This window comes from Sphaerisporangium krabiense (assembly GCF_014200435.1).
Taxonomy (GTDB): Bacteria; Actinomycetota; Actinomycetes; order Streptosporangiales; family Streptosporangiaceae; genus Sphaerisporangium; species Sphaerisporangium krabiense.
On sequence record NZ_JACHBR010000001.1, the window covers coordinates 728,461 to 751,130 of the forward strand.

Consider the following 22,670-nt stretch of genomic DNA (forward strand, 5'->3'; position numbering starts at 1 on the left):
GATCGGGTGTGACCTAGACCCGGAAACGCCCATACCGGTATGCCGATCTCCGACTGTGGATACGCTTCCGCGTATGCGTGGCCAGGATTCCGGATCCGAGCACGAGCGAGAGACCGAGAGTTCGGGGGCTCCGGCGATGCCGCCCCCGAGCTTCGGACAGGCGCATCAGCCCGTGCCACGGACCGAAGACGACACGAAGAACCCCGCCTCACCACACCGGCAGGCGAGGTCCCACGACACATCCCCTGACCACTCCCCCTTCCCGGCACCTCCCACGGACGGACAGACGCGCCCAGGCATGCCGAGCAAGCACTCCAAGAAGCCCGACCCCGCCCCGGCACCGCCGCCCCCGGGCGCCCCGTCTCCCATGGACGCCCCCCGCTCCTGGGGCCGCCCTCACTCAGGGACCGGTCAGGTGCCCGCCGAGGACACGCGGCGGGCGTGGGGGCGTGGCGAATCACAGCCGTGGCCCGCCGCCGAGCGGTTCCCCGGCGAGCAGGAGTGGTTCGGACCGTCCAACCCGCTGGACGACACCCCTGCCTCCCGAACCCCGAGCACCCAACCCTGGCCCGGCACCGACCAGAGCCCCGCCGGATCCTCTCCGGCGTCTCCGGCCATGGCCCACCCGGACCAGACCGTGCCCAGGACGGCGAACGGCCCGGCAGCCGACCTCTTCCCGCTGACCCCCTCCCGCGAATCGCAACTGGACCAGACCCGCCCCGGCGGCACACTCCCCGCCTTCCCGCCCGTCGACACACCCCTGCCAACGGCCACACCGGGCGTCCCGGCCACGCCGAGCGCCCCCGCCACGCAGGGCGCTGGGACCCCCACCCCGTCAGCGGCCACGGAAGCCCCCGCGATCCCCGGCGCTTCAGCCCCGACCATGCCGAACGCGTCGACGCCGTCGATCTCACCGGCGGCACCGGCGCCACCGGCGGCACGACCACCGGCAGCGGCACCATCGGCGGCGCCGGGGTCATCGGCGGCATCGGCCAGTCGGTCACAGTCGCCGACCGAGCGGGCGAGACCGACACGGCCCGGCGAGCCGGGAGACGTGCCCGTCTGGCCCCTTGAGTCGAGCCCCGCGGACGACGTCGGCGGTGAGTCGCATGGGCGTGCCGTCGCCGGTGGCGAGCGTTCCCCAGGGGAGCCGTCAGGACAGCCGTCCCAGGCCGGCGCGGAGATCCCGTCGCCGTCGAAGCCCGAGCCCGCCGGGCCGGGCGGGCCCGCGACTCCTGGTCCCAGGCCCTCGCCGGTTCCCGCGCCCTCTCCCGTCCCCACGCCTACGGTGCCCGCGCCGTCGCCTCCGCCGGTCCCCACACCGTCGATCCCGGCACCGCGCCCGTCCGCATCCGCGACGCCGCCCACGACCGACCCTTCGGACTCCCCCTCCGCCCCCCAACTCCCGGCACCCCAGCACGGCGCGCAGGCACCCACACATGAGCAGTCGCCGACCGCCCAGCACGGCGCGCACCCGACAGATGTACGGTTCCCGGCGGCCCAGCACGGTGCGCAGCCACCTGCAGGTGTGCAGTCTCCCCCCGACCAGCACGGCGCGCGGCCGCCGACGGGTGAGCAGTCCCCGGCCGATCGGCAAGAGGAGCGGAAGGGCGTTCCTCTGCTTCCGCGCTCGCAGGCGGGGCCTCCCCCGCCGAAGCCCGCGACCACGTCCGGCAGGGTGCCGGGCACGCCGCTGCCTCCCGCGCCGGTGACGCTTCCTCCCTGGCCCGGTTCGGCCCGGCGAGACCCCGGGGCCGCGCAGACGTCATCCCCCACACCCCCGCCGTCGGCCGCTACGCCAGGAACTCCCCCTGGACCGGCCCCTTCGGCGTCTCCCTCAGGACCAGCCCTCCCGGGGTCTCCGTCCGGGCCGGCCCCCTCGGGACCGGCTCCCTCAGGGCCTCTTCCGCCGCCGGGCACGCCGCTTCCCCCCGCGCCGGTGACCAGCGACGCCCTGACCCGGACGCCGCCGTACTCCGGGTCCGCGGAGACGCCGGCCGCGGCCGGCGCCGGACCCAAGGACGTCCTGGGTCCGGCATCGACGAACAGCGAGATACGAACCGATTCCGGCACGGCACGACTGCGACCCCCGCCGGCCCCTGGCACCCCGCTTCCGCCCGCGCCGCGGAGCCTGTCCCTGGTGCCGCCGCTGGGCTCGGAGCCCCAGGCTGCAGCCATCAGGTCCGCGTCACCCAGTGACGCCACTCCCCTGGCGTCCCCGATCCCCACGGCGCCCGCGCCCTCACCGGCACCCCCCACCGCTCCCGGCCCGAACTCCCCCATGGCTCCGACGGCCGCCCCGCCGGGAACCGGCTCCGCGCCTCCGTCCGCCGCCAACCCCACCGGTCCGAACGCCCTCGCCGCCAACCCCACCGGCCTGATGGGCCCCGCCGTCACACCTGTCACCGGGCCGAACGGTCCCGCCGTGCCGCCCGTCGTGGGGCCGAACGGTCCCGCCGCCGCACCGTCCACCGGCTCGGGCGGGCACTCGTCCGGCAAGGACGTCGTCCCGGCCCGCTCGGCCGTCCTCGCGACGGGGCCGGTCGTGGACGCGAACCGGGCGGCGTCCGGCGCGCAGGCCGGGCAGCCGGGGGCCTCGGGCGCGGTGCAGGAACGGCCCCCGTTCGTCCCGCCCGGCGCGGTTCCGCCGCCGGAGCAGCCGTCCGCGCCGTCCGAAGGGAACTCGCGCAAGCGCGTGGTGCTGGTCGCCGGGGTGGCCGTGGCCGTCGCCGCGGTCGGCACCGCCGCCGTCTTCGGCTACCAGGCGTTCAACCGGGACAACGCTCCGATGAGCCTGCCCGAGCCGCTGCCGTCCGTCGACGTCGTGATCCCCGAGCCCACGGACCTGGCCTCGCCCGAGCCGTCCCCGGTCGTGACCACGGTGCTCAACTCCGAGAAGACCGACCCGAAGAAGCTGACGCTGAAGGAGGCGTTCTCCCAGCAGAAGGTGACGGTCGAGGGCCGCGCCTACGTCCGCGCCAAGGTGGACCTCACCGCCCAGTGGCAGAAGGCCGCGGTCGGGACGTTCGCCACGGCGCTGAAGAAGGCCGGGTGCACGCGGGTGCTGCGGGCGACGTACGTGGACGGCAAGCGGCGTTACGCCGTCACGACCGGCATCGCGGTGTTCCCGACCAAGCAGGCCGCCGTCGCCGTGGACAAGAAGAAGGATCTGGCGAAGACGGTCTGGTTCCGCGGCCTGGCGGGCGACGCGGGCAGCGGCGCGGACAAGGCGGACATCGCCGGCGGGTACGCGTCCGGGCTGGTCTGGGGCCGCTACATCATCTTCAGCTTCGCGACCTACGCCGACGGCCACACCCCCACCGCCGCCGAGAAGGACCTCGCCCCCATCAGCGGCGCCTTCCGCGACCACACCGCCAAAGTGATCCAGAAACGCCTCACCGGCTGAGGAAAGGCCCCCCGCGGCGCCCGAGTAAGGCGCCTCGACCGCTGATCGGCCCATGAGGACGGGTCAGCGGTCGAGGGTGCGGACGCGGCGCGTTCGGCTGGCGCGGGCGCTCAGGTCTTCGGGAGCGGGGTAGCGGACCTCTTCGAGGCAGAGGCCGTGGGCGGGGGCGACGCTGACGCCGGAGTCGCGGACGGCGTTGACGAGCACGGTGCCCGGCCATTCGACGGGCCGGTTGCCCTCGCCGACGGCGAGCAGCGCGCCGACCAGCGCGCGGACCATCGAGTGGCAGAAGGCGTCGGCCACGACCGTGGCCACGAGCAGCTCGTCGGGCTCGCGGGTCCACTCCAGGCGCTGGAGCTCGCGGATCGTGGTGGCCCCCTCGCGGCGCTTGCAGAAGGCGGCGAAGTCGTGCTCGCCGATGAGCCGGGCCGCCGCCGCGTTCATCCGGCCGACGTCCAGGGGCCGGGGGTACCAGAGGATCTCGTTCCTGCGCAGCGGGTCCACGCCGCCGGGCGCGTCGCCCACCCGGTAGGCGTACCGGCGGGACAGGGCGGAGAAGCGCGCGTCGAAGCCCTCAGGAGCCTCCGTGACGGCCCGCACCCGCACATCCAAGGGAAGTACACCCGCGAGCCGCCGCGTCAGCGCAGAGAGCCGCTCAGCCGTGCTCCACGGGGTCGTGGCGCGGCGTCCCTCGACCGCGCTCAGGGAGGCGGCCGGGACGTCGAGGTGGACCACCTGCCCGCGCGCGTGGACGCCCGCGTCCGTGCGGCCGGCGACGGTCAGCGAGGGAGGCGGGTCCAGGCGCAGGACGCGGCCGAGGGCCTTCTCCAGCTCGCCCTGCACGGTACGCAGTCCCGGCTGCCGCGCCCACCCGAAGAAATCCGTGCCGTCGTACGCGAGGTCCATCCGGAGCCGTACGAGCACCTCGTCGCCGCCCTCTGCCGCCGTCGCGCTGTCAGACGCGTGGCTCCCCGGCTCCCGGCCGTCACCGGCGGAGCCCGGCGACTCGACGGCCGGGGAGGTGACGGGCGCGCCGGACACGGGCGCGGCACCGGAGAACGCCTTTGTGGAAGCAACGGAGGTCGCAGGAGCGGTTCCCGGGGAGACGGAAACCGCGGCGGTTCCCAGCGTGGCGGGAACAGGGGAGGTTCCCCCGGCGGGAACAGGAGCGCTCCCCGGGCCGGCGGGAACAGGAGTGGTCCCCGGGGCGGTGGGGACAGGGGCCGTTCCCGGGGCGGCGGGAAGGCGGGGTGGGTTCGTCATCGCGGGCTCCTCTCGCGTGGGGTGCGGCGGAACGCCACGGGCCCAGCACACCGGTGAAGTGCGCTGGGCCCGTGCACGATCGGCCGACGGCCGGGAACAGGCCCCGGCCTCACCACTGCTCGATCAGGCCTCGTCCTTCTTGGACTCGGTCTTCTCGTCCGCGGGCGCCTCGTCGGAGGCGGCGTCGGCGGGAGCGGCGTCCGCCGGGGCCGCGTCGGCCGGGGCGTCCTCGGCGCGCACGTCCTCCGCGGGAAGCTCGACGACCTCTTCGGCGGGCGCCGGCGCGGCGGCGGCCGGAGCCGTACGGGTCACGGTGGCGGCGTTCAGCGGCTCGCTCACCAGCTCGATCAGCGCCATGGGGGCGTTGTCGCCCTTGCGGGGGCCGAGCTTGGTGATGCGGGTGTAGCCACCGGGACGCTCGGCGAAGGTCGGCGCGATCTCGGTGAACAGGTGGTGGACGACGCCCTTGTCCTTGACCACGGTCAGAACCTGGCGACGGTTGTGGATGTCGCCCTTCTTGGCCTTGGTGATGAGACGCTCGGCCACCGGCCTGAGGCGCTTGGCCTTGGCCTCGGTGGTGCGGATGCGGCCGTGCTGGAACAGCTGAGTGGCGAGGTTCGCCAGGATCAGCCGCTCGTGGGCCGGGCTGCCGCCGAGGCGTGCACCTTTAGCGGGCTTGGGCATGGTGTCTCCTTCGGGATAACCCGCACCGGCCGTGTCAGGTACCGGAGTCGGGCCGGGAGGCTCGGTCGCTCTGCGAGCGCGCTCCCGTCAGGTGAAATACGGTGATCGCGGCCCTCCGCGAGCAGAGGGCCGCGACCGGTGGATCAGTACTGCTCGGTCTCGACGTACCGGGAGTCCTCGTCGTCGTAGTCGCCACCGGCGACCGCGGTCGGGTCGAACCCGGGCGGCGAGTCCTTCAGGGCCAGCGACATCTCGTGCAGCTTCTGCTTGACCTCTTCGATGGACTTGGCGCCGAAGTTGCGGATGTCCAGCAGGTCCTGCTCGCTGCGCGCGACGAGCTCGCCCACGGTGTGGATGCCCTCGCGCTTGAGGCAGTTGTAGGAGCGAACGGTGAGGTTCAGCTCCTCGATCGGCAGCGCCAGGTCGGCGGCGAGCGCCGCGTCCGTCGGCGACGGGCCGATGTCGATGCCCTCGGCCTCGACGTTGAGCTCGCGCGCCAGGCCGAACAGCTCGACCAGGGTCTTGCCGGCGGAGGCCACGGCGTCGCGGGGCTTCATCGACGGCTTGGTCTCGACGTCCAGGATGAGGCGGTCGAAGTCGGTGCGCTGCTCGACTCGGGTGGCCTCGACCTTGTAGGTGACCTTGAGCACCGGCGAGTAGATCGAGTCGACGGGAACGCGGCCGATCTCCTGGCCGGGCTGCTTGTTCTGGGCGGCGGAGACGTAGCCGCGACCGCGCTCGACGGTCAGCTCCATCTCCAGCTTGGCCTTGCCGTTCAGCGTGGCGATGTGCAGGTCGGGGTTGTGGACCTCGACACCGGCGGGCGGCGCGATGTCCGCGGCGGTGACCTCGCCGGGGCCCTGCTTGCGCAGGTACATCACGACCGGCTCGTCGTGCTCGGAGGACACGACCAGCGCCTTGAGGTTGAGGATGATGTCGGTGACGTCTTCCTTGACCCCGGGCACGGTCGAGAACTCGTGCAGCACGCCCTCGATGCGGATGCTCGTGACCGCCGCCCCCGGGATGGAGGACAGCAGCGTGCGGCGCAGCGAGTTGCCGATGGTGTAGCCGAAGCCCGGCTCCAGCGGCTCGATGACGAACCGCGACCTGGTCTCCTCGATCGACTCCTCGAGGAGGGAGGGACGCTGTGCGATCAGCATTGGGTTCTCCCCTGGGTTCCGCGGGGCCCGCTATTTGACCACCGCGATGGTTGTTCTCCCCCTCCACCGGGCTCGCGAGACGCGCGCCCGGTGGACGGGCCCCGAGCTCTTACTTGGAGTAGAGCTCGACGATCAGCTGCTCCTGGACCTGCGTGTCGATCTGCTGGCGGACCGGGAGCTGGTGCACCAGGACGCGCAGCTTGTCCGGCACGATGCCGAGCCAGGCCGGGACGGTCCTGTCGCCGACGGTGGCGCGGGCCACCTCGTACGGCATGAGGTTGCGGGACTTCTCGCGCACCTCGATGATGTCGTGCTCCCGGACCCGGTAGGACGGGATGTCGACCTTCTTGCCGTTCACCAGGATGTGGCCGTGGCGCACCTGCTGGCGCGCGGCGTCGCGCGAGACGGCGAGACCGGCCCGGAACACCACGTTGTCCAGGCGGCTCTCCAGGATCTGGAGGAGGTTCTCACCGGTCTTGCCGGCCTTGCGGTTGGCTTCCTCGTAGTAGTTGCGGAACTGCTTCTCGAGGATGCCGTAGATGCGGCGGGTCTTCTGCTTCTCCCGGAGCTGGAGCTGGTACTCCGACTCCTTGGGACGGCCGCGGCCGTGCTCACCCGGCGGGTAAGGACGGATCTCGATGGGGCACTTGGGGGACTCACACTTGGCGCCCTTGAGGAAGAGCTTGGTCTTCTCTCGGCGGCAGAGCTTGCAGTCCGCTCCGGTGTAACGAGCCATTTCTCTGTCTCTCCTGGGCCTCAGACGCGGCGGCGCTTGGGCGGACGGCAACCGTTGTGGGGAACCGGGGTCACATCCTGGATGGAACCCACCTCCAGACCGGTGGCCTGGAGGGACCGGATGGCGGTCTCGCGACCGGACCCGGGGCCCTTCACGAAGACGTCGACCTTGCGCATGCCGTGCTCCATGGCGCGGCGGGCGGCGTTCTCGGCGGCCATCTGCGCGGCGAACGGGGTGGACTTGCGGGAGCCCTTGAACCCGACGTGGCCGGCGCTGGCCCAGGAGATCACGTTCCCGCTCGGGTCGGTGATCGAGACGATCGTGTTGTTGAACGTGCTCTTGATGTGGGCGTGCCCGTGAGCGACGTTCTTCTTCTCCTTGCGGCGCACCTTCTTCGGTGCGCCTTGGCGGCTCTTCGGCGGCATGTAGCGCTATCTCCTGAGGTGATCGGTCCTGCTGCGTGTGCGGAGGCGCGGGGCGGGCCGCCGGGCCCTGTCGCGCGCCACCGGCGAGGACTACTTCTTGCCGGGCTTCTTCTTGCCGGCCACGGTCTTCTTCTTGCCCTTGCGGGTGCGCGCGTTGGTCTGCGTGCGCTGACCATGCACGGGAAGGCCGCGGCGGTGGCGGATGCCCTGGTAGCACCCGATCTCGATCTTGCGGCGGATGTCGGCCTGGACCTCGCGGCGCAGGTCACCCTCGATCTTGAAGGTGGCCTCGATGTAGTCACGCAGCGGCACCAGCTCGGTGTCGCTCAGCTGGTGGACGCGAAGGTCACCGCTGATGCCCGTGGCCTGCAGCACTTCCTGAGCGCGGCTGCGGCCGATTCCGTAGATGTAGGTGAGAGCGATCTCCAGCCGCTTGTCGCGGGGGAGGTCGACGCCAACCAGGCGAGCCATGGTCGGGCATTCTCCTTCGATGTGGCGGAGGTCTTGCGCGTCACTACCCCTCCCCATGCCCGGGGTGAGGGCCCCGGCCTCCGACCGGGGGTCTCCCGCGTGGTTCGGCGTGCGCCGCCTGCGCGGGTGTGATGCGCTACTGCGAGGTGTTCACTTGTTCCTACCCGGCCACGCCCCTGAGGCGTCGCCCGGGCGCGATCAGCCCTGGCGCTGCTTGTGGCGCAGGTTGTCGCAGATCACCATGACGCGACCGTGCCGGCGGATCACCTTGCACTTGTCGCAGATCTTCTTGACGCTCGGCTTGACCTTCATAGTCCTTGTCGTTTCCTCAGACGGCCCGCCCGCCGGCGCCGCAGAGTCGCCCGCCGCGCCTGCGCGCGAGCGGCCGGCCTCTTCCACGCCACCGGGAAGGGCTTACTTGTATCGGTAGACGATCCGCCCACGACTGAGGTCGTAAGGGCTCAGTTCCACGACGACCCGGTCGTCGGGGAGAATCCGGATGTAGTGCATCCGCATCCGTCCGCTGATGTGGGCCAGGACCTTATGGCCGTTGTCGAGCTGCACCCGGAACATCGCGTTGGGCAGCGACTCGACCACAGTGCCCTCGATCTCGATGGCGCCGTCCTTCTTGGCCATGTCCCTCGCGTTTCACTGATCGGTCGTCTGAGGTTTCGGCACACTACGCAGCCGCGACCGCGAGCGCGTGTGAGAGCGGCGGCGGAAGCCGCCGGACGCGCAATGGTCATAGTGAGCCGACAAAGGAGTGTACGACAACCGGCGAGGAATTGCGAAACGCCTGGTTCTTGTCCGGACACAACCGGCCCCCAGTCTACCTCAGAGGTGCCCGCCTACGGGATGGGCGACGTGGGGTGTCTCCGCACGTGGACGCGCCCACCCGGCCGCCGGTACCGCCGATACCCGGCCTGGGTGGGCGCGTGCTCACGAGTGGACACGCTTGAGCCGTCGGCGGCGGCGATCAGATGTCCTCCACGCGCGGACGGACGGTGACGGCGTTCGCTTCTCGCCGGTAACCCCCGTTGTCCGCTAAAGATCACTTACCCCCCGCCAAACCGGGAAACTGCCGTGAGCGGTAAAGCCTGCGTCGAATCCCGTGAAACGAGAACGGCGGGCGCTCCACGCGGAGCACCCGCCCATTTCACCCGGTCCGGTGGCGGCGAGCCCTATCCCTTGGACCTGTGGTTCCTGCCGCCCTCATGGTTCTTGCCGTCCCCACCGAAAATGGTGCTGACCAGCAGGATCGCACCCCACGGCCCCGCCACCCACATCGGCCAGAAGTACCCGCCGAAGTCGCTCAGGGCCCAGATGACCGTGGTGACCGCCAACACCATGGCCCAGCTCGTCCAGGCCGCCTTCAGGCCCTTCTGGGCGTTGCCGGGCCGCGCGCGCTCGGCGGGCGGCGCGGCCGGGCGCGCGTTCAGGTCGATGTCGGGCAGGTCGGCGGTCAGCTTCTGGAGATCGCCGTAGGTCCTGCCCTGATAGACCAGCTCCAGGCGCTCCTGGAACTCCTCCATCGTGAGACGGCCCTGGGCGGCGTGCTCGCGCAGCGCGGCCGCCACCTTGTCCCTGTCGCCGTCCGACGCCCTCATGTCCGGTGTCGCCGCCATCGATCCCTCAACTCCCGCGCTGACGTCCGCCGAGGGGACGGCCTGCCCGCGACGGGTCAAGCGGGCTCAACGTCCCGGCCCGGCACCGGTGTCGGTCTTCCCTCCCAGCAGTTCGCTGAGCCGTGCCTTCCCCCCATCCAGGGCGGTAAGCACCCAAGGACCATTATCGGTGACCGCGACGCTGTGCTCGAAGTGCGCCGAGGGCTTTCCGTCGATCGTCACGACCGTCCAGTCGTCGTCCAGGACGCGGGTGCGGTCGGTGCCGACGTTCACCATCGGCTCGATCGCGAAGCACATGCCCGGCTCGAACCGGGGCCCCTTGCCGGGCCTGCCGTGGTTGGCGACCCACGGCTCCATGTGCATCTCGGTGCCGATGCCGTGCCCGCCGTACTCCTGAGGGATGCCGTAGCGGCCCTGAGAGCGCACGTAACGCTCGACCTCGTGCCCGATGTCGGACAGGTGCCCGCCGACGGTCAGGGCCGCGATACCGCGCCACATGGCCTCTTCCGTGACCCGCATCAGCTCGGTCAGCGCGGGGTCGACCTCGCCCACCCCGACGGTGATCGCCGAGTCGCCGTGCCACCCGTCGAGGATGGCCCCGCAGTCGATGGAGATGATGTCGCCCTCGCGCAGCGCGCGCCGCGCCGTCGGGATGCCGTGCACGACCTCGTCGTTGACCGAGGCGCAGATGGTGGCGGGAAAGCCCTGGTACCCCTTGAAGGACGGGATCGCGCCCTCGTCGCGGATGGCCTTCTCGGCGATCGCGTCCAGGTCGAGCGGCGTGACGCCCGGGCGCACGGACTCGCGCAGCAACTGGAGCGTCCGCCCGACGACCAGGCCGGCGGCCCGCATCTTGTCGACCTGCTCCGGCGTCTTGACCTGGATCCCGTGCTTGTTCTTCTTGAACACTTACTGGCACCCCCTGGGGTGAATCAACGGACGGCGCGGCAGCCCGATTCCCCCGATTGTCCCCCAACACGCCGAACGCCACCCCTGGAGAATGACCCCAGAAGTGGCGTTGGCGGAAATCGCGGGATTCGGGGAACTACGACCCTTGATGCGTTATTCGGCGAAGCGGCGCAGCTCCGCCATCGCCCGCTGCGTGATCTCCTCTACCGGACCGGTGGCGTCCACGCCGCGGAGGATGCCCTCGTCGGCGTAGAACCTGATCAGCGGCGCCGTCTGGTCCTGGTAGACCTCCAACCGGTGGCGGATGGTCTCCTCACGGTCGTCGTCGCGCTGGAACAGGTCTCCACCGCACGCGTCGCAGACCCCCTCGGTGGCGGGGGGGTCGAACACGACGTGCCACACCTTGCCGCAGGAGCGGCAGGTGCGCCGTCCGGCGAGGCGCCGCACGACCTCCTCGTCGTCCACGACCAGTTCCAGGACGAGGTCGAGCGAGGTGCCGAACTCGGCCAGCATCTTGTTGAGGATCTGGGCCTGCGGCACGTTGCGCGGGAAGCCGTCCAGCAGGAAGCCCTCCTGCGCGTCCGGCTCCGAGAGGCGGTCGCGGACCATGGCGATGGTGACCTCGTCGGGCACGAGATCGCCGCGGTCCATGTATTCCTTGGCAAGCTTGCCGAGTTCCGTGCCGCCCGAGACGTTGGCACGGAAGATGTCCCCTGTCGAGATCTTCGGGATGGACAGGTTCGATGCGATGAACTGGGCCTGCGTCCCCTTACCCGCTCCGGGGGGCCCGACCAGGACGACGCGCACTACTTGAGGAAGCCCTCGTAGTTCCGCTGCTGTAGCTGGCTCTCGATCTGCTTCACGGTGTCCAGCCCAACACCAACCATGATCAGAATGCTCGTGCCTCCGAACGGGAAGTTCTGGCTCGCCCCTGCCACCGCCAGCGCGATGATCGGCACCATGGAGATCAGGCCCAGATACAACGAACCGGGAGCGGTAAGCCGCGTGAGCACGTAGTTGAGGTACTCAGCGGTCGGCCGTCCCGGGCGGATGCCCGGGATGAAACCACCGTACTTCTTCATGTTGTCCGCCACTTCAACGGGGTTGAAGGTAATGGACACGTAGAAGTAGGTGAAGAAGATGATCAGCACGAAGAACGTGATCATGTACACCGGGTGGTCACCGCGGACGAAGTTCTGCGCGAGCCACTGGACGACGACGTTCGGCTCCGCGCTGTTGCCGAACAGCGACACCACGAGCTGCGGGAGGTAGAGCAGCGAGGAGGCGAAGATGACCGGGATGATGCCGGCCTGGTTCACCTTGAGCGGGATGTAGGTCGAGGTGCCGCCGTACATGCGGCGGCCCACCATGCGCTTGGCGTACTGCACCGGGATGCGACGCTGGGCCTGCTCGACGAAGACGACCGCGGCGATCATGAACACACCGACCACCATCACCACGGCGAAGGTGAAGGCGTTCTGACGGAAGATGTTCATGAGCTCGGACGGGAAGACCGCGATGACCTGCGTGAAGATCAGGATGGACATGCCGTTGCCGACCCCGCGGTCGGTGATGAGCTCGCCCAGCCACATGATCACGGAGGTGCCCGCGGTCATGACGACCACCATCGTGATGATGGTGAACACGTCGTTGTTGATCAAAATGGGCTGGCGACAGTTCGGGAAGAGCTGCCCGGTGCGCGCCAGCGCGACGAAGGCGGTCGACTGCAGGATCGCAAGACCGATGGTGAGATAACGCGTGTACTGCGTGATCTTGGCGGTGCCCGCCTGGCCTTCCTTCTTCAGCGCCTCAAGACGTGGAATGACCACGGTGAGCAGCTGGAGGATGATGCTCGCGGTGATGTAGGGCATGATGCCCAGCGCGAACACCGACAGCTTCAGCAGCGCACCGCCGCTGAAAAGCTGCACCATGCCATAGATGTTGGCGGCGTCTCCGGCCTGCGCCTCTTTCAGACACTGCTGGACGTTGATCGTGTTGACGCCTGGGGTCGGCAGCACCGAACCCAGCCGGAACAACACGATGATCCCCAGCGTGAAGAGCAGCTTATTGCGCAGGTCGGGCGTACGGAACGCCCGGCTAATCGCGGTCAGCACGGTCCCTCCTGCGCGCCTGTTAGGCGGTATCGGCCAGCGAAGGTCTGGAAGTGATCCATCGGCACATCTCTGATCAACGAGCCCTGGACACCGTTTGTCCAGCGCACTCTAACGCACTACGGGCGCGGCGGCTCTCCTCTGAGCCCCCGCGCCTCGTATTGCCTGCCTCCTACAGCTCGGTGACAGAGCCACCAGCTGCGGCGATCTTTTCCTTCGCGGAGGCGGAGAACGCATGCGCTCGCACGTTCAACGCCACCGAGATCTCACCGGTTCCCAGGATCTTGACCGGCTGGTTCTTGCGGACCGCGCCACGCTCGACCAGCGTCTCGACGCCGACCTCGCCGCCCTCGGGGAAGAGCTCGCCGAGCCTGTCCAGGTTGACGACCTGGTAGGTCGTCTTGAACAGGGCGTTGGAGAAGCCCTTCCGCTTGGGCAGGCGCCGCTGGAGCGGAATCTGGCCACCCTCGAAACCGAAGGGGACCGTGGTACGGGACTTGGTGCCCTTGGTGCCACGACCGGAGGTCTTGCCCTTGGACGCCTCGCCGCGGCCCTTGCGGACCTTGGCCTTGTTGGCGCCGGGGGCCGGACGCAGGTGGTGGATGCGCAGCGGCGCGCCGCCGCCGGAGTTCTCAGCGTTAGCCATGACTAGTCGACCTCTTCCACCTCGACGAGGTGCGTCACCACGGCGACCATGCCCCGGATCTCCGGGCGGTCCTCCTTGACGACGACGTCGCCGATTCGCTTCAGGCCCAGCGAGCGCAGAGAGTCACGCTGGTTCTGCTTGCCGCCGATCTTCGATCGGACCTGGGTGATCTTCAGACGAGCCATCGCTAGCTCACCGCCTTCGCCGCCGCGGCCGCCTCGGCGATGCCCTCGGCGCGAGCCTTGAGCATCCGTACGGGCGCGACGTGCTCGATCGGGAGCCCACGGCGGGCGGCGATCTCCTCGGGCCTGCTGAGGTCCTTCAGGGCCGCCACGGTGGCGTGGACGATGTTGATCGGGTTGTCCGAGCCGAGCGACTTGGACAGCACGTCGTGGATCCCCGCGCACTCGAGGACGGCGCGCACCGGGCCGCCGGCGATGACACCGGTACCAGGCGAGGCCGGGCGCAGCAGGACGACGCCGGCGGCGTCCTCACCCTGCACCGTGTGCGGGATGGTGCCCTGGATGCGCGGCACCTTGAAGAAGTGCTTCTTGGCCTCCTCGACGCCCTTGGCGATCGCCGCGGGCACCTCCTTGGCCTTGCCGTAGCCGACGCCGACCAGGCCGTTGCCGTCGCCGACGACGACCAGGGCGGTGAAGCTGAACCGCCGGCCGCCCTTGACGACCTTGGCGACTCGGTTGATCTTCACAACGCGCTCGATGTACGAGACGCCCTTCTCGGCAGCACCACCGCGGCGATCGTCGCGACGGTCACGCCGCTCACCACCGCCGCCGGCGCCGCGACGCGGAGCTGCAGCCATCAGTGGTTCCTCTTTTCGTTGCTCTTGATTGCGATGCGGGCCGGAGACATCAGAACTCCAGCCCGCCTTCACGGGCGCTGTCCGCCAGGGCCGCGATGCGGCCCGCGTAGCGGTTGCCACCACGGTCGAACACGACCGCGGTGATCCCGGCGGCCTTGGCCCGCTGAGCGACGAGCTCGCCGACCTTCTTCGCCTTGTCGGTCTTGGTGCCCTCGGCCGTGCGCAGCGAGGCGTCCAAGGTGGAGGCGCTGGCCAGCGTGTGGCCCGCGGTGTCGTCCACGATCTGCACGAAGATGTGACGCGCGGAACGATTGATGACCAGGCGCGGGCGGGCCGGCGAGCCGACGACCTTCTTGCGGACGCGGCGGTGACGGCGCGAGCGCGACAGCGCGCGGGCGGCCGTGTGCTTGGCAACCTTGGTGAAGGCCATGACTACTTACCAGCCTTTCCGACCTTGCGGCGGATGACTTCGCCCTGGTACCGCACACCCTTGCCCTTGTAGGGGTCGGGCTTGCGCAGCTTGCGGATGTTCGCGGCGACCTCGCCGACCTTCTGCTTGTCGATGCCGTCCACGTGGAACAGGGTCGGCCGCTCGACGCGGAAGGTGACGCCGTCGGGGGCGTCCACGATCACCGGGTGGCTGAAGCCCAGCGAGAACTCCAGCTGCGTCGGGCCCTTGGCCTGGACGCGGTAACCGACGCCGACGATCTCCAGCGTCTTGCTGTACCCCTTGGTGACGCCGTCCACCATGTTGGAGATCAGCGTCCGGGACAGCCCGTGCAGGGCGCGCACCTTGTTCTCGTCGTTGGGGCGGGTGACGGTGATGGTGCCGTCGTCCCCGCGCTCGACGTCGATCGGCTCCGCGACCTTGTGTGAAAGCGTGCCCTTCGGGCCCTTGACCGTGACATCCCGGCCGTCGATGGCGATGTCCACGCCACTCGGTACGGGGATGGGCAGCCGTCCGATTCGCGACATGCTGTGATTCCTCCCCTCGTTACCAGACGTAGGCGAGGACTTCCCCGCCCACACCACGCTTGCCGGCCTGCTTGTCGGTCATGAGGCCCCCGGACGTCGAGATGATCGCGACACCGAGACCGCCCAAGACCCTGGGCAGGTTGTCCTTCTTTGCATAGACCCGCAGGCCGGGCTTCGACACCCGGCGCAGGCCCGCGATTGACCGTTCACGCGTGGGCCCGAACTTGAGCTCCACCACGAGGTTCTTTCCGACCTTGGCGTCTTCGACGGTCCAGGCCTGGATGTAACCCTCCTGCTGGAGGATCTCGGCGATGTGCGCCTTGATCTTCGAGTACGGCATGCTCACGGTGTCGTGGTATGCCGAGTTCGCGTTACGCAGACGCGTCAGCATGTCTGCGATCGGGTCGGTCATCGTCATGGCCGGTGGCCCTCCTCACCGCGGTTTCCCGACCGGGACCTACGGTGTGGTCGTGGGCGCCTGACTCGGCGCCCGGTTGATATGACTTGGATGTACGGCCGGCAGGGCGCGGGCCCTCGTCGCGAGGGCCCGCACGCGGGCTACCAGCTGGACTTGGTGATGCCGGGCAGCTCGCCCCGGTGCGCCATCTCGCGGAAGCACACGCGGCACAGGCCGAACTTGCGGTAGACCGCACGGGGACGGCCGCAGCGCGAACAACGAGTGTACGCGCGGACGCCGAACTTCGGCTTGCGCTCGGCCTTGGCGATCAGGGACTTCTTGGCCATGCTCAGGCCTCCTTGAAGGGGAAGCCGAGGAGCTTCAGCAGCGCCCGGCCTTGTTCGTCGTTCGTGGCGGTGGTCACGACCGTGATGTCCATGCCCCGCTGGCGGTCGACCCGGTCGGGGTCCACCTCGTGGAACATGACCTGCTCGGTCAGACCGAAGGTGTAGTTCCCGTTGCCGTCGAACTGCTTGGGCGAGAGGCCGCGGAAGTCGCGGATGCGCGGCAGCGCGAGGGACAGCAGCCGGTCGAGGAACTCCCACATACGGTCGCCGCGCAGCGTCACGTGCGCGCCGATCGGCATGCCCTCGCGCAGCTTGAACTGCGCGATGGACTTGCGGGCGTGGGCCACGGCCGGCTTCTGGCCGGTGATGGCGGTGAGGTCGCGCACCGCGCCCTCGATCAGCTTGGAGTCGCGGGCCGCCTCGCCGACGCCCATGTTCACCTTGATCTTGGTGAGCTTGGGGATCTGCATGACGTTCGCGATGCCGAACTGCTCACGCAGCTTGTCCGCGATCTCCTCGCGGTAGCGGAGCTTGAGGCGCGGCGCGGGGCGCTCGGTCTCGGTAGTGGTGGCGGTCATCAGTTGTCCTCACCCGATTCGTCGGCCTCGGCGGCCTTCTTGGCGGGCTTGTCGTCCTTCGTCGCCTCGTCCTTCTTGGCGTCATCCTTGAGCTTCTTGACGTTGCTCACGTGGATGGGCGCCTCCAGGGTCTGCACGCCGCCTTCCTTGGCGCCGCGCGGGCCCTGGTGGGTGACCTTGGAGTGCTTCTTGATCAGGTTCACGCCCTCCACCACCACGCGGTCCTCGCGCGGCAGGGCGCGGATCACACGACCCTTGGCACCCTTGTCCTTACCGGCGATGACCTGGACGAGGTCACCCTTCTTCACATGCAGCTTCGGCATCTACAACACCTCCGGCGCGAGCGAGATGATGCGCATGAACTTCTTCTCGCGCAGCTCGCGACCCACCGGACCGAAGATACGCGTGCCCCGAGGGTCACCACTGTCCTTGATGATGACCGCGGCGTTCTCGTCGAAGCGGATGTAGGAGCCGTCGGGGCGGCGGCGCTCCTTGCTGGTGCGCACCACGACAGCCTTGACCACATCACCCTTCTTGACGCCCGCGGCGGGAAGAGCGTCCTTCACCGTCGCGACGATGATGTCGCCGATACCCGCGTAGCGCCGACCCGAGCCACCGAGCACCCGGATGCACAACAGCTCCTTGGCACCCGTGTTGTCGGCGACCTTGAGCCGCGACTCCTGCTGGATCACGTCAACTCCCGTATGTCACGCCGGTTCTCATTCATTGAGCCTGGCGGAACTAGATTCGGTCTAATGCGCCCCCGGCCGGTCTTACCGGCCCGAGGGGGGACGCCACACGGGAGACCCCCTTCCGGGGGGCCTCCCGCACGGCGACTTACTTGGCCCGCTCGAGGATCTCCACGACCCGCCACCGCTTGGTGGCGGACAGCGGCCGGGTCTCCATCAGAAGGACGCGGTCGCCGACGCCGGCGGTGTTGGCCTCGTCGTGGGCCTTGTACTTGGTCGTACGGCGGATGACCTTGCCGTACAGCGGGTGCTTGACGCGGTCCTCGACGGCGACGACGACGGTCTTGTCCATCTTGTCGCTGACGACCAGACCCTCGCGGGTCTTGCGGTAGTTCCGCGCCTGGGCGGTCTCGGTGCTGGTCTCGGTGGTCTCAGCCATCGCTCGGCTCCTTCTCGACCGTGATGATGCCGAGCTCGCGCTCGCGCATCACGGTGTAGATACGGGCGATCTCGCGCCGGACGGCGCGCAGCCGCCCGTGGCTCTCCAACTGACCGGTCGCCGCCTGGAAGCGGAGGTTGAACAGCTCCTCCTTGGCTTCCTTCAGCTTCTGGACCAGCTCTTCCTGGTCAGAAGTCCGCAGCTCACCGGCGGTCAGGCCCTTAGCCATCACGCCTCACCCACTTCACGCTTGACGAACCGGCACTTCATCGGGAGCTTGTGCATCGCGCGGCGCAGGGCCTCGCGGGCGACCGGCTCGCTGACGCCGGACAGCTCGAACATGACGCGGCCGGGCTTGACGTTGGCGATCCACCACTCCGGCGAACCCTTACCGGAACCCATGCGGGTCTCGGCGGGCTTCTTCGTCAGGGGACGGTCCGGGTAGATGTTGATCCACACCTTGCCGCCACGGCGGATGTGCCGGGTCATGGCGATACGCGCGGCCTCGATCTGGCGGTTGGTCACGTAGTGGTGCTCAAGCGCCTGGATGCCGAACTCGCCGAACACGACCCTGGTGCCGCCCTTGGCGGCTCCGCTGCGGTCAGGCCGGTGCTGCTTACGGTGCTTGACCCTGCGCGGGATCAGCATGGTCAGCTCCCTTCAGCACCCGGCTGCTCCGCCGGGCCACTCTCGGGCGCCCCAGCGGGCGCGGTGCTCTCGGTCTTGGCCCCGCCGCGGCCACCGCGGCCCGCGCCGTCACGGCCACGGCCGCCGCCGCCCGCGCCACGGCCGCGCTGCGGCCGGTCGGTGCGGTCGCGACGCTGGCCGGCGCGCGCGCCGGCGGCCGCCGCCTCGCGCTCCGCGCGGCTGGTCGGGGCCTCGCCCTTGTAGATCCACACCTTCACGCCGATGCGGCCGAAGGTGGTGCGGGCCTCGTAGAAGCCGTAGTCGATGTCCGCGCGAAGGGTGTGCAGCGGCACGCGGCCCTCGCGGTAGAACTCCGAGCGCGACATCTCGGCGCCGCCGAGACGGCCGGAGCACTGGACACGGATGCCCTTGGCGCCGCTCTTCATCGCCGACTGCATGGCCTTGCGCATCGCCCGCCGGAAGGAGACCCGGCTGGAGAGCTGCTCGGCCACGCCCTGGGCGACGAGCTGAGCGTCGACCTCGGGGTTCTTGACCTCAAGGATGTTGAGCTGGACCTGCTTCTTGGTCAGCTTCTCGAGGTCGCCACGGATGCGGTCCGCCTCGGCGCCGCGGCGGCCGATGACGATGCCCGGCCGCGCGGTGTGGATGTCGACCTGGACGCGGTCGGTGGTCCGCTCGATCTCGACCTTGGAGATGCCGGCCCGCTCCATGCCCTTCTGCAGCATGCGGCGGATCGACACGTCCTCGGCGACGTAGGACTTGTACAGCTTGTCGGCGTACCACCGGCTCTTGAAGTCGGTCGTGATGCCGAGGCGGAACCCGTGCGGGTTAACCTTCTGGCCCACTAGCGGGTCCTTCCCTTCGGCTTGCCCTGGCGCTCGGGCCGGGCTTCGACGATCACGGTGATGTGGCTCGTCCGCTTGTTGATCCGATAGGCACGGCCCTGGGCACGGGGACGGAACCGCTTCAGCGTCGGGCCCTCGTCGACCCACGCCCGGCTCACGACCAGCGACTCGCGATCGAGCTTGAAGTTGTGCTCGGCGTTCGCCATCGCGCTCGACAGCACCTTGTAGATCGGCTCGCTCGCCGCCTGGGTGGCGAACTGCAGCACGGCCTGCGCCTCCGAAGCGGGCAGCCCGCGAATAAGGTCCACCACGCGGCGGGCCTTCTGGGGCGTGACGCGGACGAACCGCGCCTGAGCCCTGGCTTCCATCGCTTACTCCTCGTTTCTGAAAGGCGCTTACCGCCGGCTACGCCGGTCTTCCTTGACGTGGCTGCGGAAGGTCCGCGTCGGCGCGAACTCGCCCAGCTTGTGGCCGATCATCGACTCGGTGACGAACACCGGGACGTGCTTGCGCCCGTCGTGAACGGCGATCGTGTGACCCAGCATGTCCGGCACGATCATGGAGCGCCGCGACCACGTCTTGATGACGTTCTTGGTGCCCTTCTCGTTCTGCGTGTCCACCTTCTTCATCAGGTGGTCGTCAACGAAAGGACCCTTCTTAAGGCTACGTGGCATTTAGGCTGCTCCTACCGCTTCTTCTTGCTCCGCCGACGGATGATCAGGCGGTCGCTGGCCTTGTTGGCCTGACGGGTACGGCCCTCGGGCTTGCCCTTGGGGTTCACCGGGTGGCGGCCACCGGAGGTCTTGCCCTCACCACCGCCGTGCGGGTGGTCGACCGGGTTCATGGCGACACCGCGGACGGTCGGGCGCTTGCCCTTCCAGCGGTTACGACCGGCCTTGCCGATGCTGATGTTGGCCTGCTCGGCGTTGCCGACCTGGCCGACCGAGGCGCGGCAGCGCACGTCGACCTGGCGCATCTCGCCGGAGGGCATGCGCAGCGTGGCCATCTGCCCTTCCTTGGCCAGCAGCTGGATCTGCGCGCCGGCGGACCGGCCGAGCTTCGCCCCGCCGCCCGGCTTCAGCTCCACGGCGTGGATGAAGGTACCGGTCGGGATGTTGCGCAGCGGCAGGCAGTTGCCCGGCTTGATGTCGGCCGCGGGGCCGTTCTCGATGCGGTCGCCCTGCTTGATCCCGGTGGGAGCGAGGATGTAGCGCTTCTCGCCGTCCGCGTAGTGCAGGAGCGCGATGCGCGAGGTCCGGTTCGGGTCGTACTCGATGTGCGCGACCTTGGCCGGGATGCCGTCCTTGTCGTGGCGCCGGAAGTCGATGATGCGGTAGGCGCGCTTGTGCCCGCCGCCCTGGTGACGCGCGGTCACACGCCCATGGACGTTACGGCCGCCCTTGCTGTGCAGGGGGGCAAGCAGCGACTTCTCGGGCGTGCTGCGCGTGATCTCGGCGAAGTCCGAGACGCTCGCGCCGCGCCGGCCCGGCGTCGTCGGCTTGTATTTACGGATGCCCATCTTTTTCGTTCATCCTTCGTCGGTGTTGCTTGGCAAAGCGGTGGTGATCAGCCGATCTGACCGAAGATGTCGATCCGGTCGCCTTCCACCAGGCTCACGATCGCCCGCTTGGTGCTCGGACGCTGGCCGTAGCCGAACCTCGTGCGCTTGCGCTTGCCCTGCCTGTTGATCGTGTTCACGCTCGTGACCTTGACGCCGAAGATCTGCTCGATAGCGATCTTGACCTGGGTCTTGTTGGCCGTCTTGCGCACCAGGAACGTGTACTTGTTGTGCTCATCGATCAGGCCGTAGCTCTTCTCGGAGACGATCGGCTTGATGATGATGTCGCGCGGGTCGGCGATCTTCTGCATCAGGCGTCTTCCTTCCCGCCGTTGCCCAGCCGCGCCACGACCTGGTCGTAGGCCTCACGGGTGAAGACCAGGTCGTCGTAGCAGAGCACGTCATAGGTGTTCAGCTGGCCGGCGTCCAGCAGGTGGACCTCCGGCGCGTTGCGCAGGCTCAGCCAGGTGAGCTCGTCGTCGGCGTCGACCACGACCAGGACGCTGCGCGCCTTGGTGATGGTGCGCAGGGCCTCGATCGCCGCCTTGGTCTTCGGGGTCTCCCCCGTGACCAGGCCGTCGACGATGTACACCCGGCCGCCGCTCGCCCGGTCGCTGAGGGCGCCGCGCAGGGCGGCGGCCTTCATCTTCTTGGGCGTCCGCTGCGAGTAGTCGCGCGGCTGCGGGCCGTGGACGGTGCCACCGCCGGCGAACTGCGGCGCGCGGGTCGAGCCCTGACGGGCGCGGCCGGTGCCCTTCTGCCGGTACGGCTTCTTGCCACCACCGCTGACCTCGCCACGGGTCTTCGTCTTGTGGGTGCCCTGGCGGCGCGCGGCCAGCTGGGCGACGACGACCTGGTGGATCAGCGGGATGTTGACCTTGGCGCCGAAGACATCCTCCGGCAGGTCGACGGTGCCGGTCTTCGCGCCGGCCGCGTCGAGGACGTCGATGGTCGTGCTCACTTCTCGGCCCCCTTCTTGGCGGCGGTGCGAATCAGCACCAGGCTCCCGTTGGCGCCGGGAACCGCACCCTTGAGCAGGATGAGGCCCTTCTCGGCGTCCACGGCGTGAACCTTGAGGTTCTGGATCGTGACGCGGGTGTTGCCCATGCGGCCCGCCATGCGCAGGCCCTTGAAGACGCGGCCCGGGGTGGCGCAGCCACCGATGGAGCCGGGCGAACGGTGCTTGCGCTGGGTGCCGTGCGAGGCGCCGAGACCGCGGAAGCCGTGCCGCTTCATGACGCCGGCGAAGCCCTTGCCCTTGCTCTTGCCGGTGACGTCCACGAACTGACCGGCCTCGAAGGTCTCGGCCGTGATCTCCTGGCCGAGGGTGTACTCGGAGGCGTCGGTGGTGCGGACCTCGACGAAGTAGCGGCGCGGGGTGATGTCGTGCTTGCGCAGGTAGTCACCCAGGGGCTTGTTGACCTTGCGCGGGTCTACCTGCCCGTAGCCGAGCTGAACAGCGGAGTAGCCGTCCTTTTCCTCACTGCGGACGCGGGTCACCACGCACGGACCGGCCTCGACGACGGTGACCGGGACGATCCGGTTCCCCTCGTCGAAGACCTGGGTCATGCCGAGCTTCTTGCCCAGGACGCCCTTGATCTGCTTAGCCATGTCAGTGCGTTCCCTCAGAGCTTGATCGAGATGTCGACGCCGGCCGGGAGGTCGAGCCGCATGAGCGAGTCGACCGTCTTCGGCGTCGGATCGATGATGTCAATCAGCCGCTTGTGCGTGCGCATTTCGAAGTGCTCACGGCTGTCCTTGTACTTGTGCGGCGAGCGGATGACGCAGTACACGTTCTTCTCGGTCGGCAACGGCACCGGGCCCGCGACCTTGGCGCCAGTCCGCGTCACCGTCTCGACGATCTTCTTGGCCGAGCTATCGATGACCTCGTGGTCATAGGCCTTAAGCCGGATGCGGATCTTCTGTCCCGCCATAGTG

Annotated in this window: 34 protein-coding genes; 1 reads left to right on the forward strand and 33 read right to left on the reverse strand. The window is 69.2% G+C overall.

The features are described from left to right. The first annotated feature begins 2,281 nt into the window (after window positions 1-2,281). Window positions 2,282-3,406 carry a hypothetical protein gene (locus tag BJ981_RS03035; RefSeq protein WP_184608203.1) on the forward strand — a complete coding sequence of 375 codons (1,125 nt, stop codon included), beginning with the start codon at window positions 2,282-2,284 and terminating at the stop codon, window positions 3,404-3,406. Between the two features lie 63 nt (window positions 3,407-3,469). Here the strand turns inward: BJ981_RS03035 and truA are convergent, their stop codons facing one another. The 33 genes from truA to rpsJ all read right to left on the reverse strand — a co-directional run bounded on the left by truA (window position 3,470) and on the right by rpsJ (window position 22,666). After that, window positions 3,470-4,312 carry a tRNA pseudouridine(38-40) synthase TruA gene (gene truA / locus BJ981_RS03040; protein ID WP_184615557.1) on the reverse strand — a complete coding sequence of 281 codons (843 nt, stop codon included), beginning with the start codon at window positions 4,310-4,312 and terminating at the stop codon, window positions 3,470-3,472. Window positions 4,313-4,792: 480 nt separating this feature from the next. Next, on the reverse strand, window positions 4,793-5,353 hold the full coding sequence (gene rplQ / locus BJ981_RS03045; RefSeq protein ID WP_184608204.1) for a 50S ribosomal protein L17: 561 nt from the start codon (window positions 5,351-5,353) through the stop codon (window positions 4,793-4,795). A 143-nt stretch (window positions 5,354-5,496) separates the two neighbouring features. Continuing rightward, window positions 5,497-6,513 (reverse strand): DNA-directed RNA polymerase subunit alpha, encoded by a 1,017-nt coding sequence (locus BJ981_RS03050; protein WP_184608205.1) that lies wholly within the window; start codon window positions 6,511-6,513, stop codon window positions 5,497-5,499. Window positions 6,514-6,622: 109 nt separating this feature from the next. Then, entirely contained in the window at window positions 6,623-7,249 is a 627-nt protein-coding gene (gene rpsD, locus BJ981_RS03055) for a 30S ribosomal protein S4 (RefSeq protein WP_184608206.1), read from the reverse strand. A 20-nt stretch (window positions 7,250-7,269) separates the two neighbouring features. Next, window positions 7,270-7,674, reverse strand: coding sequence for a 30S ribosomal protein S11 (rpsK, locus tag BJ981_RS03060; protein ID WP_012887860.1), 405 nt, complete (start codon window positions 7,672-7,674; stop codon window positions 7,270-7,272). Window positions 7,675-7,764: 90 nt separating this feature from the next. Beyond that, the gene (gene rpsM, locus BJ981_RS03065) at window positions 7,765-8,145 is read right to left on the reverse strand and encodes a 30S ribosomal protein S13 (protein ID WP_184608207.1); all 381 of its coding nucleotides are present in this window, start codon (window positions 8,143-8,145) and stop codon (window positions 7,765-7,767) included. A gap of 198 nt (window positions 8,146-8,343) precedes the next feature. Then, window positions 8,344-8,457: a 50S ribosomal protein L36 gene (rpmJ, locus tag BJ981_RS03070; protein WP_003956441.1), complete on the reverse strand. Its 114-nt coding sequence runs from the start codon at window positions 8,455-8,457 to the stop codon at window positions 8,344-8,346. A 102-nt stretch (window positions 8,458-8,559) separates the two neighbouring features. Further along, complete coding sequence (infA, locus tag BJ981_RS03075; protein ID WP_012887858.1) at window positions 8,560-8,781, reverse strand: translation initiation factor IF-1; 222 nt, start codon at window positions 8,779-8,781, stop codon at window positions 8,560-8,562. A 545-nt stretch (window positions 8,782-9,326) separates the two neighbouring features. Then, window positions 9,327-9,770 carry a DUF1707 SHOCT-like domain-containing protein gene (locus tag BJ981_RS03080; protein WP_184608208.1) on the reverse strand — a complete coding sequence of 148 codons (444 nt, stop codon included), beginning with the start codon at window positions 9,768-9,770 and terminating at the stop codon, window positions 9,327-9,329. 66 nt (window positions 9,771-9,836) lie between these two features. Beyond that, window positions 9,837-10,679 carry a type I methionyl aminopeptidase gene (gene map, locus BJ981_RS03085; protein WP_184608209.1) on the reverse strand — a complete coding sequence of 281 codons (843 nt, stop codon included), beginning with the start codon at window positions 10,677-10,679 and terminating at the stop codon, window positions 9,837-9,839. A 153-nt stretch (window positions 10,680-10,832) separates the two neighbouring features. Continuing rightward, complete coding sequence (locus BJ981_RS03090) at window positions 10,833-11,486, reverse strand: adenylate kinase (protein WP_184608210.1); 654 nt, start codon at window positions 11,484-11,486, stop codon at window positions 10,833-10,835. Further along, the gene (gene secY / locus BJ981_RS03095; RefSeq protein WP_184608211.1) at window positions 11,486-12,793 is read right to left on the reverse strand and encodes a preprotein translocase subunit SecY; all 1,308 of its coding nucleotides are present in this window, start codon (window positions 12,791-12,793) and stop codon (window positions 11,486-11,488) included. The genes BJ981_RS03090 and secY overlap by 1 nt, the downstream gene beginning before the upstream one ends. A gap of 169 nt (window positions 12,794-12,962) precedes the next feature. Continuing rightward, a complete protein-coding gene (gene rplO / locus BJ981_RS03100) occupies window positions 12,963-13,436 on the reverse strand; it encodes a 50S ribosomal protein L15 (RefSeq protein WP_184608212.1) in 474 nt (157 codons plus the stop codon). A gap of 2 nt (window positions 13,437-13,438) precedes the next feature. Next, entirely contained in the window at window positions 13,439-13,621 is a 183-nt protein-coding gene (gene rpmD, locus BJ981_RS03105; RefSeq protein ID WP_020542293.1) for a 50S ribosomal protein L30, read from the reverse strand. 2 nt (window positions 13,622-13,623) lie between these two features. Continuing rightward, window positions 13,624-14,256 (reverse strand): 30S ribosomal protein S5, encoded by a 633-nt coding sequence (rpsE, locus tag BJ981_RS03110; protein WP_184608213.1) that lies wholly within the window; start codon window positions 14,254-14,256, stop codon window positions 13,624-13,626. Window positions 14,257-14,305: 49 nt separating this feature from the next. Further along, window positions 14,306-14,686, reverse strand: coding sequence for a 50S ribosomal protein L18 (gene rplR / locus BJ981_RS03115; protein WP_184608214.1), 381 nt, complete (start codon window positions 14,684-14,686; stop codon window positions 14,306-14,308). A gap of 2 nt (window positions 14,687-14,688) precedes the next feature. Then, the gene (gene rplF, locus BJ981_RS03120; protein ID WP_184608215.1) at window positions 14,689-15,231 is read right to left on the reverse strand and encodes a 50S ribosomal protein L6; all 543 of its coding nucleotides are present in this window, start codon (window positions 15,229-15,231) and stop codon (window positions 14,689-14,691) included. Between the two features lie 19 nt (window positions 15,232-15,250). Continuing rightward, window positions 15,251-15,649 carry a 30S ribosomal protein S8 gene (gene rpsH / locus BJ981_RS03125; protein ID WP_184608216.1) on the reverse strand — a complete coding sequence of 133 codons (399 nt, stop codon included), beginning with the start codon at window positions 15,647-15,649 and terminating at the stop codon, window positions 15,251-15,253. A gap of 140 nt (window positions 15,650-15,789) precedes the next feature. Beyond that, the gene (locus tag BJ981_RS03130; protein WP_114032742.1) at window positions 15,790-15,975 is read right to left on the reverse strand and encodes a type Z 30S ribosomal protein S14; all 186 of its coding nucleotides are present in this window, start codon (window positions 15,973-15,975) and stop codon (window positions 15,790-15,792) included. Between the two features lie 2 nt (window positions 15,976-15,977). Beyond that, window positions 15,978-16,553, reverse strand: coding sequence for a 50S ribosomal protein L5 (rplE, locus tag BJ981_RS03135; protein WP_184608217.1), 576 nt, complete (start codon window positions 16,551-16,553; stop codon window positions 15,978-15,980). After that, a complete protein-coding gene (gene rplX, locus BJ981_RS03140) occupies window positions 16,553-16,867 on the reverse strand; it encodes a 50S ribosomal protein L24 (protein ID WP_204070683.1) in 315 nt (104 codons plus the stop codon). The genes rplE and rplX overlap by 1 nt, the downstream gene beginning before the upstream one ends. 9 nt (window positions 16,868-16,876) lie before the next feature. Beyond that, the gene (rplN, locus tag BJ981_RS03145; RefSeq protein WP_114032739.1) at window positions 16,877-17,245 is read right to left on the reverse strand and encodes a 50S ribosomal protein L14; all 369 of its coding nucleotides are present in this window, start codon (window positions 17,243-17,245) and stop codon (window positions 16,877-16,879) included. A 145-nt stretch (window positions 17,246-17,390) separates the two neighbouring features. Next, complete coding sequence (rpsQ, locus tag BJ981_RS03150) at window positions 17,391-17,681, reverse strand: 30S ribosomal protein S17 (RefSeq protein ID WP_184608219.1); 291 nt, start codon at window positions 17,679-17,681, stop codon at window positions 17,391-17,393. After that, window positions 17,674-17,910 carry a 50S ribosomal protein L29 gene (gene rpmC, locus BJ981_RS03155; RefSeq protein ID WP_184608220.1) on the reverse strand — a complete coding sequence of 79 codons (237 nt, stop codon included), beginning with the start codon at window positions 17,908-17,910 and terminating at the stop codon, window positions 17,674-17,676. Before rpmC ends, rpsQ begins: the two co-directional genes overlap by 8 nt. Further along, window positions 17,910-18,329 carry a 50S ribosomal protein L16 gene (rplP, locus tag BJ981_RS03160; protein WP_184608221.1) on the reverse strand — a complete coding sequence of 140 codons (420 nt, stop codon included), beginning with the start codon at window positions 18,327-18,329 and terminating at the stop codon, window positions 17,910-17,912. Before rplP ends, rpmC begins: the two co-directional genes overlap by 1 nt. Window positions 18,330-18,331: 2 nt before the next feature. Next, window positions 18,332-19,174 (reverse strand): 30S ribosomal protein S3, encoded by an 843-nt coding sequence (gene rpsC, locus BJ981_RS03165; protein ID WP_184608222.1) that lies wholly within the window; start codon window positions 19,172-19,174, stop codon window positions 18,332-18,334. Then, window positions 19,174-19,542, reverse strand: coding sequence for a 50S ribosomal protein L22 (gene rplV / locus BJ981_RS03170; protein ID WP_184608223.1), 369 nt, complete (start codon window positions 19,540-19,542; stop codon window positions 19,174-19,176). Before rplV ends, rpsC begins: the two co-directional genes overlap by 1 nt. A 27-nt stretch (window positions 19,543-19,569) precedes the next feature. Next, window positions 19,570-19,848 (reverse strand): 30S ribosomal protein S19, encoded by a 279-nt coding sequence (gene rpsS / locus BJ981_RS03175; protein WP_184608224.1) that lies wholly within the window; start codon window positions 19,846-19,848, stop codon window positions 19,570-19,572. An 11-nt stretch (window positions 19,849-19,859) separates the two neighbouring features. Beyond that, window positions 19,860-20,693, reverse strand: a complete 834-nt coding sequence (gene rplB, locus BJ981_RS03180; protein WP_184608225.1) for a 50S ribosomal protein L2 — start codon at window positions 20,691-20,693, stop codon at window positions 19,860-19,862. 47 nt (window positions 20,694-20,740) lie between these two features. Next, window positions 20,741-21,043, reverse strand: coding sequence for a 50S ribosomal protein L23 (gene rplW / locus BJ981_RS03185; protein WP_184608226.1), 303 nt, complete (start codon window positions 21,041-21,043; stop codon window positions 20,741-20,743). Beyond that, the gene (gene rplD, locus BJ981_RS03190; RefSeq protein ID WP_184608227.1) at window positions 21,043-21,693 is read right to left on the reverse strand and encodes a 50S ribosomal protein L4; all 651 of its coding nucleotides are present in this window, start codon (window positions 21,691-21,693) and stop codon (window positions 21,043-21,045) included. The genes rplW and rplD overlap by 1 nt, the downstream gene beginning before the upstream one ends. Further along, entirely contained in the window at window positions 21,690-22,343 is a 654-nt protein-coding gene (gene rplC / locus BJ981_RS03195) for a 50S ribosomal protein L3 (protein ID WP_184608228.1), read from the reverse strand. Before rplC ends, rplD begins: the two co-directional genes overlap by 4 nt. A 14-nt stretch (window positions 22,344-22,357) precedes the next feature. After that, window positions 22,358-22,666, reverse strand: a complete 309-nt coding sequence (gene rpsJ / locus BJ981_RS03200) for a 30S ribosomal protein S10 (RefSeq protein WP_012887830.1) — start codon at window positions 22,664-22,666, stop codon at window positions 22,358-22,360. Window positions 22,667-22,670: the final 4 nt, after the last annotated feature.

Bases quoted from the DNA above. Each gene is read 5' to 3' on its own strand.
- BJ981_RS03035 (WP_184608203.1), top strand. From the start codon at position 2,282: ATGGCTCCGACGGCCGCCCCGCCGGGAACCGGCTCCGCGCCTCCGTCC.
- truA (WP_184615557.1), bottom strand. From the start codon at position 4,312: ATGGACCTCGCGTACGACGGCACGGATTTCTTCGGGTGGGCGCGGCAG.
- rplQ (WP_184608204.1), bottom strand. From the start codon at position 5,353: ATGCCCAAGCCCGCTAAAGGTGCACGCCTCGGCGGCAGCCCGGCCCAC.
- BJ981_RS03050 (WP_184608205.1), bottom strand. From the start codon at position 6,513: ATGCTGATCGCACAGCGTCCCTCCCTCCTCGAGGAGTCGATCGAGGAG.
- rpsD (WP_184608206.1), bottom strand. From the start codon at position 7,249: ATGGCTCGTTACACCGGAGCGGACTGCAAGCTCTGCCGCCGAGAGAAG.
- rpsK (WP_012887860.1), bottom strand. From the start codon at position 7,674: ATGCCGCCGAAGAGCCGCCAAGGCGCACCGAAGAAGGTGCGCCGCAAG.
- rpsM (WP_184608207.1), bottom strand. From the start codon at position 8,145: ATGGCTCGCCTGGTTGGCGTCGACCTCCCCCGCGACAAGCGGCTGGAG.
- rpmJ (WP_003956441.1), bottom strand. From the start codon at position 8,457: ATGAAGGTCAAGCCGAGCGTCAAGAAGATCTGCGACAAGTGCAAGGTG.
- infA (WP_012887858.1), bottom strand. From the start codon at position 8,781: ATGGCCAAGAAGGACGGCGCCATCGAGATCGAGGGCACTGTGGTCGAG.
- BJ981_RS03080 (WP_184608208.1), bottom strand. From the start codon at position 9,770: ATGGCGGCGACACCGGACATGAGGGCGTCGGACGGCGACAGGGACAAG.
- rplO (WP_184608212.1), bottom strand. From the start codon at position 13,436: ATGGCTAACGCTGAGAACTCCGGCGGCGGCGCGCCGCTGCGCATCCAC.
- rpmD (WP_020542293.1), bottom strand. From the start codon at position 13,621: ATGGCTCGTCTGAAGATCACCCAGGTCCGATCGAAGATCGGCGGCAAG.
- rpsE (WP_184608213.1), bottom strand. From the start codon at position 14,256: ATGGCTGCAGCTCCGCGTCGCGGCGCCGGCGGCGGTGGTGAGCGGCGT.
- rplR (WP_184608214.1), bottom strand. From the start codon at position 14,686: ATGGCCTTCACCAAGGTTGCCAAGCACACGGCCGCCCGCGCGCTGTCG.
- rplF (WP_184608215.1), bottom strand. From the start codon at position 15,231: ATGTCGCGAATCGGACGGCTGCCCATCCCCGTACCGAGTGGCGTGGAC.
- rpsH (WP_184608216.1), bottom strand. From the start codon at position 15,649: ATGACGATGACCGACCCGATCGCAGACATGCTGACGCGTCTGCGTAAC.
- BJ981_RS03130 (WP_114032742.1), bottom strand. From the start codon at position 15,975: ATGGCCAAGAAGTCCCTGATCGCCAAGGCCGAGCGCAAGCCGAAGTTC.
- rplE (WP_184608217.1), bottom strand. From the start codon at position 16,553: ATGACCGCCACCACTACCGAGACCGAGCGCCCCGCGCCGCGCCTCAAG.
- rpsQ (WP_184608219.1), bottom strand. From the start codon at position 17,681: ATGGCTGAGACCACCGAGACCAGCACCGAGACCGCCCAGGCGCGGAAC.
- rpmC (WP_184608220.1), bottom strand. From the start codon at position 17,910: ATGGCTAAGGGCCTGACCGCCGGTGAGCTGCGGACTTCTGACCAGGAA.
- rplP (WP_184608221.1), bottom strand. From the start codon at position 18,329: ATGCTGATCCCGCGCAGGGTCAAGCACCGTAAGCAGCACCGGCCTGAC.
- rplV (WP_184608223.1), bottom strand. From the start codon at position 19,542: ATGGAAGCCAGGGCTCAGGCGCGGTTCGTCCGCGTCACGCCCCAGAAG.
- rpsS (WP_184608224.1), bottom strand. From the start codon at position 19,848: ATGCCACGTAGCCTTAAGAAGGGTCCTTTCGTTGACGACCACCTGATG.
- rplB (WP_184608225.1), bottom strand. From the start codon at position 20,693: ATGGGCATCCGTAAATACAAGCCGACGACGCCGGGCCGGCGCGGCGCG.
- rplW (WP_184608226.1), bottom strand. From the start codon at position 21,043: ATGCAGAAGATCGCCGACCCGCGCGACATCATCATCAAGCCGATCGTC.
- rplC (WP_184608228.1), bottom strand. From the start codon at position 22,343: ATGGCTAAGCAGATCAAGGGCGTCCTGGGCAAGAAGCTCGGCATGACC.
- rpsJ (WP_012887830.1), bottom strand. From the start codon at position 22,666: ATGGCGGGACAGAAGATCCGCATCCGGCTTAAGGCCTATGACCACGAG.